This is a genomic window from Qipengyuania sp. Mu-71 (assembly GCF_036867055.1).
Lineage (GTDB): Bacteria > Pseudomonadota > Alphaproteobacteria > Sphingomonadales > Sphingomonadaceae > Qipengyuania > Qipengyuania profunda.
Genome location: NZ_JBAJHR010000001.1, coordinates 1,870,667 through 1,884,353, shown reverse-complemented (window position 1 = coordinate 1,884,353; position 13,687 = coordinate 1,870,667). Strand labels below are relative to the sequence as shown.

The window sequence follows — 13,687 nt, the reverse complement described above, 5'->3', positions numbered from 1 at the left end:
GACGATGTGTGGAACCGCGACAGCGGCATGGCCCCCGATTGCGAAGTCGAGGGCGGAGTGGCAGCGCCGATCGACACGCAGGGCCTGCGCGGCAAGCTGACTCCCGATGCGCCGCTCGCCAAGCTCGTCTGGTTCAAGGCCGGGGGCAAGGCCGACTGGCTGTTCGAGCCCGCCGACGCAGAAGACCTCAAGGAATTCCTCCAGCGGCTCGAGGGCAATCTGCCGGTGATGGCGCTGGGACTTGGCTCGAACCTGATTGTTCGCGACGGCGGCGTGCCGGGCGTCGTGGTCAAGCTGGGCAAGCCCTTCGCCGATGTGGCGATCGACGAAGACGCATGCGTGGTCGATTGCGGCGCGGGTGCGCATGGCATCCTTGTTGCCAGCGCGGCGCGCGATGCCGGCGTGGCAGGGCTCGAATTCATGCGCGGTATCCCCGGCACGGTCGGCGGTTTCGTGCGCATGAACGGCGGCGCCTACGACCGCGAAGTCAGTGACGTACTCATCGATTGCACCGTGGTCATGCCCGGTGGCCAGTGCCTCACGCTGCCCGTCGCGGACCTGCAATATACCTATCGCCATTCGGCACTGCCCGATGGCGCGGTGGTGATTTCGGCGCGCTTTCAGGGCAAGCCGGGCGATCCTGCCGCAATCGGTGCGAAGATGGATGCCATCGGCGAAGCGCGTGAAAACTCGCAGCCCTTGCGCACCAAGACCGGCGGATCGACCTTCAAGAACCCGCCGGGCAGGAAGGCGTGGGAACTGGTCGATGCCGCAGGTTGCCGCGGCCTGCGCATGGGCGGCGCGCAGGTGAGCGAGAAGCACACCAATTTCCTGCTCAATGTCGATAATGCCACCAGCGCCGATATCGAAGGGCTGGGCGAAGAAGTGAAACGCCGCGTCTACGAACATTCGGGTGTCGAACTCGAATGGGAAATCCAGCGTGTGGGGCGCCCCTAAGGACCGACAATGACCGATCTCCCCAAATTGCATATCGTCGTCCTGATGGGCGGCTGGGCCAATGAGCGCCCGGTGTCGCTGATGTCGGGCGAAGGCATTGCCACCGCGCTGGAAGAGCGCGGGCACCGCGTGACGCGGATCGACATGGACCGCCAGGTCGCCGCGCGTATCGCTGAGGCCGCGCCCGATGTCGTGTTCAATGCGCTGCATGGCGTGCCCGGCGAAGACGGCACCGTGCAGGGCATGCTCGACCTGATGGGCGTGCCCTATACGCATTCGGGCCTCGCCACCTCGGTCGTCGCGATCGACAAGCAGCTGACCAAGCAGGCGCTGGTGCCGCGCGGCATCCCCATGCCCGGCGGGCGGATCGTCAAGAGCGCGGACCTTTACCAGCGCGATCCGATCCCGCGCCCCTATGTGCTCAAGCCGGTCAATGAAGGCAGTTCGGTCGGCGTGGCCATCGTCACCGACGAAGGCAATTACGGCAATCCCATCGCGGCCGATGCCAAGGGGCCGTGGCAGGACTTCGCCGAACTGCTTGCCGAACCCTATATCAAGGGCCGCGAGCTGACCGCGGCAGTGGTCGATTTCGCCGAGGGCCCGCGCGCGCTGGCGGTCACCGAACTGAAGCCCAAGAGCGGGTTCTACGATTTCGACGCCAAATATACCGATGGCATGACCGATCATATCTGCCCGGCGGAGATCCCGGCGCGGATCGCCGAACTGTGCCTCGAATATACGCTGACCGCGCATAAGGTGCTCGGATGCCGCGGGACCAGCCGGACCGATTTCCGCTGGGACGAGGACCAGGGCGAGGACGGGCTGTTCGTGCTCGAAACCAACACCCAGCCGGGGATGACCCCGCTCAGCCTCGTGCCCGAACAGGCCCGTTACGCCGGGATCGAATATGCGACGCTGTGCGAGCTGATCGTGGCGGCGGCGCTGCGCGATCACGCCGCCCGCTCCGGGGGCAAGGATGGCTAAGGTCAAACGCTCACCCACCGGCGTGCGCCGGTCTGCGGCGGCGCGCAATCGCAGCCAGAAGGCGCATGCCGCACGCAAGCATACGAGCGGGCTGTTCGACCGCGCCATGGCCGCGCTGCCCTTCACCGAGGAGCAGTGGCACAGGTTCTTCCTGTTCGTGATCATCGCGGCGGGGCTGGGTATCGCCTGGACCATCACGAGCTATGCCGGTGTGCCCGAAATGGCGAAGGCGGAACTGGCCAAGTCGGCCTCGCGCTCGGGGTTCGAGGTCAGCCGCGTGCGCGTCTCGGGCGTCGAGCGGATGAACGAACAGCAGGTTTACGAGCGGGTGCTGGCCGAACAGGATCGCCCGATGCCGCTGGTCGAACTCGATGCGGTCCGCGCGCGCCTGCTCGACCTGCCGTGGGTCGCCGATGCGCGGGTGTCGCGCCAGCTACCCGATACGCTCAAGATCGATATCGTCGAGCGCGTGCCGCATGCGGTGCTGCGCAAGCCCGACCGGCTGGTGCTCATCGACCCGCGGGGCAACGAACTCGAACCGATCAGCTCCAAGAATGCAGAAGGCAAATTGCTGATCGAAGGGCCTGGCGCCGCGCGGCAGGTCGAGGAACTCGGGCGGCTGCTCGATGCCGCCCCTGCGCTCAAGCCGCAGATTGCGTCTGCCGAATGGGTCGGCAACCGGCGCTGGAACCTGACTTTCAAGACCGGCCAGTTGCTCGCGCTGCCCGAAGGCGATCTGGGTGCGCCCGCGCTGGTGAAATTTGCCCAGCTCGACGGGATGCACCGGCTCATCGGGGGCAAGCCCATTGCAATCGACATGCGGGTGCCCGACCGCGCCTATCTGCGCTGCGCGGACGGGCCGTGTCCCAAGCAGATGGCGCTCAACGGGAAGGCCGAATAATGGCCTCCGAGCAGCCACGCATCACCCGTGTCTTCGGCGCCGTGAACATCGGGTCGTTCCGCGTCTCGGCCATGATCATGGGCCAGGCCGAAGGCGGCGAGATGGTCGTGCTCGGTTCGAGCCACCGCGCCAGCGACGGGATCAAGCGCGGCTATGTCACCGATATGCGCGCGGCCAGCCATGCGATCCGCACCGCGATCGAAAAGGCCGAGGCGAATGCCAATACCTCGATCCAGAGCGTGTGGATCGGCTGCGCGGGGGCGGGGCTGTCGAGCAAGATTTCCAGTGTGGAGATCGCCATTGGTGGGCGCCGGATCGAGGAAGACGACATCGAGCACCTGCTCTATGCCGCGCGCGACCACCTGCACCCCGACGGACGCATGGTGCTGCATGCACAGCCGGCGCATTACACGCTCGACGGGGCGCATGGCGTTGCCAATCCCAAGGGTCTCCATGCCGAGGCGCTGGGGGTCGATGTCCATGTGACGCTGGCCGAAGGTCCGCCCGTCCGCAATTTGATCGAAGCGGTGCAGACCGCGCATCTCGATGTCGAAGGCGTGGTCGCCAGCCCGCTGGCTGCGGCCTATGCCTGCCTCACTGCCGAGGAACGCGACCTGGGTGTCGCGCTGGTCGAAATCGGCGCGCAGGTGACCAATGTCTCGGTCCATGCGGCGGGTATGCTGCTGGGGCTGAAATCGATCCCGATCGGGTCGAACGACATTACCGATGCAATCGCCTCCTCGCTCGGCATTCGCCGCAGCCAGGCCGAACGGCTCAAATGCGTGTCGGGGTCGGCCATCGCGACGCCGACCGACCACCGCGAGATGATCCCCGTCAATGGCCCCGGCGAAGAACCCGGCGGACGGCTGGCCCGCGGCGCGGACGAGCACAATCGCATCGCCCGTGCCGAACTCGTTTCGATCGTTACCGATCGGCTGGGCATCACCACTGCCGAAGTGGGCAAGGCGCTCAAGGCGATGGGCTTCTCCGGCGCGCAGGGCGGGCAAGTCGTGCTCACCGGCGGCGGGGCGGAACTGCACGGGATCGCCGAATTCATGCAGGGCGCGCTCGGCCGCCCGGTGCGGATCGGCAAACCGCCCGTGTTGCAGGGCCTGCCCGAAGCGCATGCCACGCCCGGCTTCGCCACGCTCGCGGGCCTGTGTCTGTATGCGTCGGACGACCCGGTCGACATCCGTTCGGTGGGTCCGCGCTACCAGCCCACCAAGCGTTATCGCGGCATGGGTCTGATCAACCGTGTCTTACTCGCGGTGCGCGAGTATTTCTGAGGGTTGAACCGCCGCGCAAACACGCCTTTAGGCCTTGTGGATAAGGCAATCATGACTTCGATGTGCGATTCGCTTTGTGCCAAAGTTGTGACATAAAGCCAGCAAGCGACTTTTCGAATACCCAGGGGACTCTTGATGAGTATCAATATCGGACCGGCATCAGACGACGATCTTCGTCCCAAGATCATGGTCGTCGGTGTCGGTGGTGCGGGCGGCAACGCCATCGCCAACATGATGCAGGCAGAGATCGAGGGCGTCGACTTCATCGTCGCCAATACCGATGCCCAGGCGCTGAGTACGTCGCCCTCCGAAAAACGCATCCAGCTCGGCCCCGACATTACCGGCGGACTTGGCGCAGGCGCGCGCCCCGAAGTGGGCAAGGCCGCGGCCGAGGAAACGGTCGAGGAAATCGAGGATTCGCTCGACGGGGTGAACATGGTGTTCATCGCGGCAGGCATGGGCGGCGGCACCGGCACCGGTGCGGCCCCGGTTATTGCCGAAGCGGCGCGCAAGCGCGGCGTGCTGACCGTCGGCGTGGTCACCAAGCCGTTCCTGTTCGAAGGCACGCGCCGGATGCGCGCTGCCGAAGCGGGCATCGACGAACTGCAGAAGCATGTCGATACGCTGATCGTCATCCCCAACCAGAACCTGTTCCTGGTCGCCAAGGCGGAAACGACCTTCAAGGAAGCCTTCATGCTGGCGGACGAGGTCCTCCAGCAGGGCGTGCGTTCGATCACCGACTTGATGGTCATGCCCGGCCTGATCAACCTCGACTTTGCCGATGTCCGCTCGGTGATGAGCGAAATGGGCAAGGCGATGATGGGCACCGGCGAGGGCGAAGGCGACAACCGCGCACTCGAAGCCGCCGAACGCGCCATCGCCAACCCGCTGCTCGACGGCGTGTCGATGGCCGGCGCCAAGGGCGTCATCATCTCGATCATCGGCGGCGAAGACATGAAGCTGCTCGAAGTCGACGAAGCGGCGAACCATATCCGCGAGCTGGTCGACGAAGACGCGAACATCATCTGGGGTTCGGCCTTCAATCCCGACCTCGACGGCAAGATCCGCGTGTCGGTCGTCGCCACCGGGATCGAACCCGACGGTTCGGTCGCAGCAGCGCCCGCGCGGGCGTTCTCGATGCGCGAAAGCAGCGCGCCGCGGCGTCCGGTGCTCGACCTTCCGAGCGACAACGTGGCCGAGGAAGAGCCGTTCGAACTCAACGAAGGCCTTTCGGCCGATCCCGAGCCCGAACAGCCGTCCTACCAGCCGCAGTCCACTCCCGAACCGGAGCCGATCGCGGCAGAGGCGGATGCGTTCGATCTCACCGACGAAGCCGACGAAGCCGAAGAAGAGGATGTCGGCCAGGGCTTCGGCCTCTCGCCGGCAACTTCCGGATCGTTCGACGAGGATGACGAGGAAGGCTATAACGATGTCGACGGCATCGTCGATCCGCTCGCAGGCCTGCGCAACGAACATACCGAACGCTTCGAAGGCGACGATGACGAGGGCGTACCCGCGCCTGCCGATGATCGCGAATTCGGCGGCACGCCGGCGAAGGATGGTTGGAACGAAGACCGCCCCCCGCTCGACCTGTCGGGCGAAATGCGCGAAACCGAAGGCGGATCGCAGGACGAATTCGAACTCGGCGACGACCAGCGTGACGCGGGAAGCCCGCTCGCGACCAAGCCGGGGCGCAAGCAACCGCTGTTCCCGGGCGAAGGCGCTGCCGACGAACAGCCGGCGCGCAGCGGTTCGGGTTCCGGCGGCGGGGCGGGCTCTGGCTCGCTGCCCGGGAATACGCTGTTCGAACGGATGGCCAATCTCTCGCGCGGGGCCAGCAATCCCGAAGGCGCGGATGACGAAGACGAAGACGATGATGGCGGCAGCAGTGGCGGCCTCAACATCCCGCGCTTCCTCGGACGCCAGAACAACCAGTAGACAAGGCCGCGTCAGCGCGGGTTAACGCCCGCGCGGCGAGGGACAGGACATGATTTCGACCGGGCGACTTGCTGCTGCCGTGGCGTTGCTGGCTCTGGCAGCGCAGGCCGAGCGTGTCTCGGCCCAGCGCGAGATCGTGCAGCCATTGCCCGCCGAAGGCGAGCGTCGGCTGGGTGATGCGCTGTCGCGGCTGGCGCGCAATTCGCTCGATGTCACCGCGCTGCTCGATGCGGGTGAAGCGGCGCTGGAACTGGGTGATATCGACGCGGCAATCGGCTTTTTCGGCCGCGCCAATGAGCTGTCGCCGGGCAATTCGCGCAGCAAGATGGGGCTCGCCAAGGCCTATACCCGCTCGCGCCGTCCGGTCGAGGCGCTGCGCTTGTTCGCGGAAGCCGAACAGGCGGGTGTCGCCAATGCGCGGATGGCCGAGTATCGCGGGCTGGCTTTCGACCTCGTCGGCGATTCCGCCAGCGCGCAGCAATTGTACCGGCTCGCGCTGGCCAATGGGGCCGGTCCCGAAGCGACCCGCCGCCTCGCCTTGAGCCTGGCAATTTCGGGCGATCGGGAGGGCTTCGAAGGTGCCTTGCTTCCCTTGCTGCAACAGCGCGATGTCGCCGCCTTCCGTACCCGGGCTTTCGGCCTGGCGATCCTGGGTGACGCGCGCGAGGCGAAGGACATCGCCAACACCATGCTCCCAGCAGGGATCGGCGGGCGCATGGCGGCCTATTTCGAATATATGCCGCGGCTGACCAAGGCGCAGCAGGCGGCAGCGGGCAATCTGGGCGTCTTCCCGCGCACCGCCAGCATCGGCACGGACGATGCCGGGATTGCCGGGTATGCGGGCGATGCGGTGCAGATCGCGCGTGCCGGGCCGCCGCCTGTCCGGCAGGCCTCCACGCCTTCGCCCACCGCCGCCGATCCGCGCTCTCGCCAGGCTCGGCGTCGTCCCGATCTGACGGGCAGCAGGGCTACGAGCGCAGGGGCGAGCGCCGGCGCATCGGTTGCGGCTCCAGCACCAGGTGATGTCCCCTCGTCTTCTCCGGCCCCTTCAACGATCTCTGCGCCGAGCCCTGCACCTTCGCTCACGACAACGCTTACCGAACCGGAACCCGCGCCGCAGCCGGGCATTGCCCCGGTGGTCATAGCGCGCGCAGACCCACCGCCGTCGGTTCCGATGGGAACGACAGTCCTGCCACCGCCACCGCCACCGGCGCCCGTGACCACCCAACCGGAGCCCGAGCCGCAGCCCGCATCGGTCGCGGATGCCTTCGACGGTTTCACGCTGGCGCCCGGCACGCCGACGCCTTCGGCCAGCGGCGCGGTGGATATCACGCGCATCGCCATCCCGCGCGAGCGCGAAGAACCCAAGCCGCCGCCGCCTCCGGCCCATCCGGCACGGCACTGGGTGCAGGTGGCGACGGGCAAGGACGTTTCGGCGCTCAAGTTCGACTGGCGCCGGATTTCGCGCAAGGCGGAGGGCAAGCTCGACGGCAAGGGGCCGTTCGTCACCCCCTGGGTCGAGGCCAACCGGCTGCTGTCCGGCCCCTATGACAGCGCCGCCAAGGCGCGCGAAATGGTCAAGGAACTCAAGGAATTGGGCGTGGACTGTTTCACCTTCACCAGCGCCGAGGGCGAAGTGATCGAAAAGCTGTAAACCCGCGCAAAGGTTAACGCGCGCGGCGGTTTTGTTCACAAGCTTTGCACAACCCTTAACGGTTCTCCCCAGCGTCGAGGCGTGCATGCATTGCCAAGCGGCCCCGCGTTTCTGCATCCAGCAAGTCATGACGCGCATGGAACAGCTCCGATGAGACCATCAGAAGATCGCTACGAGGTCGAAGAGGACGCTGCGCCGCTCGACCTGCTGGTAGCCCTGTTCGAAGCGCGTGGCTGGCCGTGCGAATCGACCGCTACGGAAATGAGCGGCGAGATCCAGGGGAGCTGGACCAAGTACCAGTTGCGCGGCATCTGGCGTCCGGAAGACATGGTGCTGCAGATCCTGTGCCTGCCCGATACCCGTATTGCCAAGGACAAGCGGCCCCCCGCGTATGAGCTTGTCAGCATGATCAACGAACAGATGTGGCTTGGCCATTTCGAGATCTGGTCGAATGGCGGCGTCCTGCTCTATCGCAATGCCACCATTCTGGGCGACGACGGGATGCTCAGCCTGGGCCAGGCGCAAGCGCTGGTCGAAATCGCGGTCGACGAATGCGATCGCTTTTACCCGGCGTTCCAGTTCGTGCTGTGGGGCGGGCGCACCCCGAGCGAAGCGCTCGAGGCCGCGATGGTGGACGCCGTCGGCGAGGCCTGAGACCCCCCCGCATTGGGTTAAACCACGTTAGCCTTACAAATTCCGGTTTCGCTTGAAATCGAGCGGTAAAGTGCCGATATTCCCCTCACGAGCGGCGCGTATGACCGCGCCGTCAAAAGGAGTTGCATAAACATGGCCAATTGGAACGACACCGACCAGAGGCAGGGCTTCGGCTCGGTGCCGCGCGCTGGCGACGCCGTTGCCAGGCAGGAAACCTTCGATGCGGGCCTGCGCGCCCACATGCTCAAGATTTACAACTACATGGCTTCGGGCGTGTTGCTGACCGGCCTGGTCGCGCTGCTGACTGCCCGCAGCGGGCTGGCGCTGACTTTCGCCAGCGGTCCACTGATGTGGATCGTCGCGCTCGCGCCGCTCGCCTTCGTTTTCGCGATGAGCTTCGGCGTGAACAAGTTTAGCCAGGCGACGCTGCAGCTGATGTTCTGGGCATTCGCCACCGTCATGGGCTTGTCGCTCTCGACGATCTTCCTCGTCTATACGGGTGAAAGCATCGCCGCGACGTTCTTCGCCACCGCGGGTGCCTTCGCCGGTCTCAGCCTGTTCGGCTACACCACGAAGAAGGACCTGTCGGGTATGGGTACCTTCCTGGTGATGGGCGTCATCGGCCTGCTGATCGCGATGGTCATCAACATGTTCCTGCAGTCGAGCACGCTGGCGCTGGCCGTCAGCTTCATCGGCGTTCTGATCTTTGCAGGCCTCACCGCCTACGATACGCAGCGGCTCAAGCGCGAATATCAGTACCTGCGCGGTACCGAATTCGCCGGCAAGGCCGTGATCATGGGCGCGCTGAGCCTGTATCTCGACTTCATCAACATGTTCCTGTTCCTGCTGCGCTTCATGGGCAGCCGCGAGTAAACCACTCGTCGCACACAGGAATCGTTTGAACGTGCCCGGGGCGTAACCAACGCCTCGGGCATTTTCTTTGTATGCGGCGAGGGCTAGGAAGCGCGTCTTCATCCTCCGTCAAGGGACGGCAGCGCAGGATGAATGCCAGATTTATCGAGGAGTGCCACGCGCTATGAGTCGCGGTTCAAACATCACCATTCGCATGGCAGCCGCGGCTGCCGGGTTCGCCGTCTTGGGGGCCTGCGCCGCGCCGCCACCACCGCCACCGCCACCGCCGCCCCCGGCGGTCGAAGCGGTGCCGTATCGCCCCCTGCCGCCGGGCCAGGCATCCTATGCCATGGCCATCCCGCCGGTGAATTCGCTGGGGCTGCGCGAAACGGTCAACCTCGGCATTTCGGACGACGAGAAGGTCTGGCACTTCCGCTCGGCCTGGAACGTCGCCGCGCTCAATTGCCTCGACCCGCAATACCAGCCGATCCTCGATGCCTACAGCAGCTACATCAAGGATCACGCCCGTCCGCTGAAGCAGGTGAATGACCGCATCGATGCCGAGTACCGGCAGGAATACGGCCGGGGCCGGCCCGCCATCATGGCGCGCGAGAGCCAGATGACGATGGTCTACAACTACTTCGCGCTGCCGCCCGCACGGTCGGACTTCTGCCGCACCGCGCTGGGCATCTCGCAGCAATATCTGGCTTCCGAAAAAGTCGATCCGGCCGGCTTCGCACTGGCGAATTTCTCCGCTCTCGAAGGGCCGTTCGAACGGTTCTTCGTCGCCTATGAGCAGTACCAGCGCGAATCCTCCGCATGGGATGCCCGCTATGGCGATCGCTATGGAGATTCGCAGCCGGGCTATGTCGCGGTCCAGAACGCACGTCCGTTCCAGACGCCGCAGCCGGGTGCCGATCCCGCATCGCTGAGCGCGACCCCCCTGCAGGAAACCAAGGTCATCGACCCCGATACCGGAGCGAAAATCCCGATCGTGCCGGTCGATGAAACGCGCGCCTCGGTGCCCGTCGTCCAGCCGATCCCCAACAGCGGCGACGGGGACGACAACTCGCAGAACTAGGCAGATTGGTGCTTTTCAGGCGCGCCGCCATTCGCTTGGTGGCGCGCCGCGCATCACGCTTGTCGGTGCGCCGCAAACCTGGAACGGGGCCGTAGCTCAGTTGGGAGAGCGCGTCGTTCGCAATGACGAGGTCAGCGGTTCGATCCCGCTCGGCTCCACCAGGTTGCTTTCACCATTTGCCCTGTACACCGGCCCCGCCTATCGCGGCGCGCATGGATTTGCAGGCAATCGTCACCGATACGTGGAATGCCCTTGCGGATGAGCGCGGCGGGGGCACGCCCGCGCGTTACATTCCCGCCCTCGCGGCGGTCGATCCATGCAAGTTCGGGATCGCGCTGGCGACCGATGACGGCCAGGTCGCCTGCGCCGGCGATGCGGACGAGAAGTTCTCGATCCAGTCGATCTCCAAGGTGTTTGCACTGGCGCTAGCGCTCGAACGCGAGGGATCGGCGCTGTGGGACGCGGTGGGCCGCGAACCGTCTGGCGATGCCTTCAACTCGATCGTGCAGCTCGAGAAGGAGAAGGGCATACCCCGCAATCCCTTCATCAATTCGGGCGCCATCGTCACCACCGATCGTTTCATCGGCCGGCGCGGATTGGACGAGGCGGTGCGTGACCTGATCGATCGCCTGCGGCGGATGGGCCGCAATCCGCAGATCGATTTCGATCAGGATGTCGCGCGCAGCGAAAGCGAGGCGGGCGAACGCAACCGCGCGCTGGCGTGGTTCCTCGCCGATTTCGGGCGGCTGCTGAACCCGGTAGAAGAGGTGCTATCGGTCTATTTTCGCCAATGCGCGCTTTCGATGAGCTGTCGACAGCTGGCCGAAAGTGCGCTGTTCCTGGCGTTCGACGGCACCGACCCGGTGACGGGGCAGAAAATGTGCTCCGCCAGCCGCGCACGGCGCATCAATGCACTCATGCTGCTATGCGGTCACTATGACAATTCGGGCCAGTTCGCCTTCGAAGTCGGCTTCCCGGGGAAATCGGGCGTGGGCGGGGGAATCCTCGCCAGCGTTCCGGGCCGTGCTGCAATCGCGGTCTGGTCGCCCGGGCTCAATCGTGCGGGGACGAGCTTGCTCGGTGCCAAGGCATTGGCAGAAATCGCGCGGAGGACCGGCTGGTCGGTCTTCAGCGGGCAATTGCCCGAAATCTAGAGCGCGCCGAAGGTCCAGCCTTCCGTCCGTGCAAGTTCGGGGGTCAGCGCCGACGGCGTCCAGCGACCCGGTTCGTCCGCTACACGCCGCAGCCATGCCGCGGTCAGGAGTGCGTCGGAGGAGTGGTCGTCGATCGGCCCCTCACCGCCCACTCCCGGGCTGTCCAGGCGGGCCAGCGCCGCGTCGAGTTCCTCTTGGCTGCGCATCTTGGCTTTCGAGGCGCTTCGTCCCGCCTCCAGCGCGGCGAGGCTGGTGTAGATTTCGACCAGTGCCGAGCCGCGTTCTGGCAGCGGGTCGATCGGCCACACCGGCAATCGCCCGCGGAGCTGGTGCAGCACCCGCATCCCCGTCAGGCTCGACTTGCCCACCTGTGCCGCGCCGACGAGGTTGAAGTTCGAATAGGGTTTGCAGCCCATCTCCGCCTGCGCGCGTTCGGTGACCCGGAAACGTCCGCGTCCATGCGCGGCGCCATCGCAGCCGAAATGCGCGCCCGTATCGCTGCCGTTGCGAAAATAGGGCGCGAACTCGGGATGATCGACAAAGCTCTGCGCGCCCAGATTGGGATCGCCAGCGCAGATATCGTCGATCAGCGCCCATAGCGACGGGGCATCGAGCAGCAGCACGTTGCGCTTGGGAAAATAGGCGCCGCAATCGGCGAAGGGCAGCGCAATCCCCAGATCCATCCCGACCAGCGTATCGTCGGGCAAATCTTCGCGCAGCAGCGCGAGCACATCGGCGCGCGACCAGCCGCGGCCCCGCTCGACCAGCACGGGCGGGCCGCCAGCCGCATCGGCCAGCGCCAGCGCTATGCCTTTCTGGACCGGCCCCTTGGCGCCGGACCAGTCGATTGCGAGGAAATGGTTAAACCTGCCCACGCTCGCGCCGCAGCTTGTCCCAATAGTCGAGCCGCTTCTTTACCTCGCGTTCGAACCCGCGTTCGACCGGCTGGTAATAGCTCTGCGGCTCCATCTCCTCGGGCCAGTAATCGTCGCCCGAAAAGCCTTCTTCGGCATCGTGATCGTAGCTGTAGCCCGAACCATAGCCGATGTCCTTCATCAGCTTGGTCGGTGCATTGAGGATGTTCTGCGGGGGCATCAGGCTGCCGGTCTCGCGCGCGCTCTTGAACGAGCCCTTCTGCGCCTTGTAGACGGCATTCGATTTGGGAGCGGTGGCGAGGTAGATGCAGGCCTGTACCAGCGCGAGTTCGCCTTCGGGCGAGCCGAGGAATTCGAACGCGTCCTTCGCCGCCATGCATTGCACCAGCGCCTGCGGGTCGGCCATCCCGATGTCTTCCACCGCCATCCTGATTAGGCGCCGCGCGAGGAAGCGCGGTTCCTCGCCCGCGGTCAGCATGCGCGCGAAGTAGTACAGGCTGGCCTGAACGTCGCTCCCGCGTACCGCCTTGTGCAGCGCGGAGATGAGGTTGTAATGGCCTTCCCGGTCCTTGTCGTAGACCGCGACGCGCCGCTGGAGAAACCGGCCCAGTGCCGCCGGGTCGAGCGGATCTTCGATCTGCGCATTGTAGAGCGTTTCGGCCTGGTTGAGCAGGAACCGCCCATCGCCATCGGCGCTGGCGACCAGTGCATCGCGTGCCTCGGGCGTGAGGGGGAGGGGGCCTTCCAGCGTCTCGCCGCGGTCGAGCAACTGGCCGAGCGCCTCGTGATCGAGCCGCTGGAGGATCAGTACCTGCGCGCGGCTGAGCAATGCCGCATTGAGCGCGAAGCTGGGGTTTTCGGTCGTCGCGCCGACCAGCGTCACCGTGCCGCGCTCGACAAAGGGCAGGAAGCCATCCTGCTGCGCGCGGTTGAAGCGGTGGATCTCGTCCACGAACAACAGCGTCCGCTGGCCCGCCTGCGCGGCCTTGTCGGCAGCGGCGAAGGCTTTCTTGAGATCGGCGACACCGCTGAACACCGCACTGACGCTTTCGAAGCGCATGCCCACGCTGTCGGCGAGCAACCGCGCGATGGTGGTCTTGCCGGTGCCGGGCGGTCCCCACAGGATCATGCTGGAAAGGCGGCCGGCGGCGACCATGCGTCCGATCGCGCCTTCGGGCCCGGTCAGATGGTCCTGCCCGATCACCTCGTCGAGAGTTGCAGGGCGTAGGCGGTCGGCCAGCGGTGCATCTTCGCGCAGGGTGTCGGGGGCGGCTGCCTGGGGCAGGTCGTCGGGAAACAGATCGGCCATTGGTCGGCTGACATAGGGTGTTCGCCGAGGATTTGCAGTGCC

12 protein-coding genes and 1 tRNA gene are annotated in these 13,687 nt (G+C 65.7%); 11 read left to right on the top strand and 2 right to left on the bottom strand.

Annotation, left to right across the window (positions count from 1 at the left end; translation table 11 throughout):
- Positions 1-27 precede the first annotated feature (27 nt).
- The 11 genes from murB (at position 28) to V6B15_RS09315 (ending at position 11,461) form a co-directional block, all read left to right on the top strand.
- A complete protein-coding gene (murB, locus tag V6B15_RS09365) occupies positions 28-957 on the top strand; it encodes a UDP-N-acetylmuramate dehydrogenase (protein ID WP_334201352.1) in 930 nt (309 codons plus the stop codon).
- A 9-nt stretch (positions 958-966) separates the two neighbouring features.
- Complete coding sequence (locus V6B15_RS09360) at positions 967-1,941, top strand: D-alanine--D-alanine ligase (RefSeq protein ID WP_334200927.1); 975 nt, start codon at positions 967-969, stop codon at positions 1,939-1,941.
- Entirely contained in the window at positions 1,934-2,842 is a 909-nt protein-coding gene (locus V6B15_RS09355; protein WP_334200926.1) for a cell division protein FtsQ/DivIB, read from the top strand. Before V6B15_RS09360 ends, V6B15_RS09355 begins: the two co-directional genes overlap by 8 nt.
- Positions 2,842-4,128: a cell division protein FtsA gene (ftsA, locus tag V6B15_RS09350; protein ID WP_334200925.1), complete on the top strand. Its 1,287-nt coding sequence runs from the start codon at positions 2,842-2,844 to the stop codon at positions 4,126-4,128. The genes V6B15_RS09355 and ftsA overlap by 1 nt, the downstream gene beginning before the upstream one ends.
- Before the next feature lie 135 nt (positions 4,129-4,263).
- Positions 4,264-6,066 (top strand): cell division protein FtsZ, encoded by a 1,803-nt coding sequence (gene ftsZ, locus V6B15_RS09345; RefSeq protein WP_334200924.1) that lies wholly within the window; start codon positions 4,264-4,266, stop codon positions 6,064-6,066.
- 49 nt (positions 6,067-6,115) lie between these two features.
- Entirely contained in the window at positions 6,116-7,720 is a 1,605-nt protein-coding gene (locus V6B15_RS09340; RefSeq protein WP_334200923.1) for a tetratricopeptide repeat protein, read from the top strand.
- Positions 7,721-7,870: 150 nt separating this feature from the next.
- Positions 7,871-8,374 (top strand): YbjN domain-containing protein, encoded by a 504-nt coding sequence (locus V6B15_RS09335; protein ID WP_334200922.1) that lies wholly within the window; start codon positions 7,871-7,873, stop codon positions 8,372-8,374.
- Positions 8,375-8,506: 132 nt separating this feature from the next.
- The gene (locus tag V6B15_RS09330; RefSeq protein ID WP_253518110.1) at positions 8,507-9,247 is read left to right on the top strand and encodes a Bax inhibitor-1/YccA family protein; all 741 of its coding nucleotides are present in this window, start codon (positions 8,507-8,509) and stop codon (positions 9,245-9,247) included.
- A gap of 163 nt (positions 9,248-9,410) precedes the next feature.
- Positions 9,411-10,307, top strand: a complete 897-nt coding sequence (locus V6B15_RS09325; protein WP_334200921.1) for a hypothetical protein — start codon at positions 9,411-9,413, stop codon at positions 10,305-10,307.
- Between the two features lie 85 nt (positions 10,308-10,392).
- A tRNA-Ala gene (locus V6B15_RS09320) sits at positions 10,393-10,468 on the top strand.
- 51 nt (positions 10,469-10,519) lie between these two features.
- The gene (locus tag V6B15_RS09315) at positions 10,520-11,461 is read left to right on the top strand and encodes a glutaminase (protein WP_334200920.1); all 942 of its coding nucleotides are present in this window, start codon (positions 10,520-10,522) and stop codon (positions 11,459-11,461) included.
- Here V6B15_RS09315 and V6B15_RS09310 read toward each other — a convergent pair.
- On the bottom strand, positions 11,458-12,336 hold the full coding sequence (locus V6B15_RS09310; RefSeq protein ID WP_334200919.1) for a hypothetical protein: 879 nt from the start codon (positions 12,334-12,336) through the stop codon (positions 11,458-11,460). The two genes, V6B15_RS09315 and V6B15_RS09310, sit on opposite strands and share 4 nt — an antisense overlap.
- Positions 12,323-13,645, bottom strand: a complete 1,323-nt coding sequence (locus V6B15_RS09305) for a replication-associated recombination protein A (protein WP_334200918.1) — start codon at positions 13,643-13,645, stop codon at positions 12,323-12,325. The genes V6B15_RS09310 and V6B15_RS09305 overlap by 14 nt, the downstream gene beginning before the upstream one ends.
- Positions 13,646-13,687 lie beyond the last annotated feature (42 nt).

What these genes read in the sequence shown, in the direction of transcription:
- murB (WP_334201352.1), top strand. Translation starts at nt 28, where the DNA reads ATGGCCCCCGATTGCGAAGTCGAGGGCGGAGTGGCAGCGCCGATCGAC.
- V6B15_RS09360 (WP_334200927.1), top strand. Translation starts at nt 967, where the DNA reads ATGACCGATCTCCCCAAATTGCATATCGTCGTCCTGATGGGCGGCTGG.
- V6B15_RS09355 (WP_334200926.1), top strand. Translation starts at nt 1,934, where the DNA reads ATGGCTAAGGTCAAACGCTCACCCACCGGCGTGCGCCGGTCTGCGGCG.
- ftsA (WP_334200925.1), top strand. Translation starts at nt 2,842, where the DNA reads ATGGCCTCCGAGCAGCCACGCATCACCCGTGTCTTCGGCGCCGTGAAC.
- ftsZ (WP_334200924.1), top strand. Translation starts at nt 4,264, where the DNA reads ATGAGTATCAATATCGGACCGGCATCAGACGACGATCTTCGTCCCAAG.
- V6B15_RS09340 (WP_334200923.1), top strand. Translation starts at nt 6,116, where the DNA reads ATGATTTCGACCGGGCGACTTGCTGCTGCCGTGGCGTTGCTGGCTCTG.
- V6B15_RS09335 (WP_334200922.1), top strand. Translation starts at nt 7,871, where the DNA reads ATGAGACCATCAGAAGATCGCTACGAGGTCGAAGAGGACGCTGCGCCG.
- V6B15_RS09330 (WP_253518110.1), top strand. Translation starts at nt 8,507, where the DNA reads ATGGCCAATTGGAACGACACCGACCAGAGGCAGGGCTTCGGCTCGGTG.
- V6B15_RS09325 (WP_334200921.1), top strand. Translation starts at nt 9,411, where the DNA reads ATGAGTCGCGGTTCAAACATCACCATTCGCATGGCAGCCGCGGCTGCC.
- V6B15_RS09315 (WP_334200920.1), top strand. Translation starts at nt 10,520, where the DNA reads ATGGATTTGCAGGCAATCGTCACCGATACGTGGAATGCCCTTGCGGAT.
- V6B15_RS09305 (WP_334200918.1), bottom strand. Translation starts at nt 13,645, where the DNA reads ATGGCCGATCTGTTTCCCGACGACCTGCCCCAGGCAGCCGCCCCCGAC.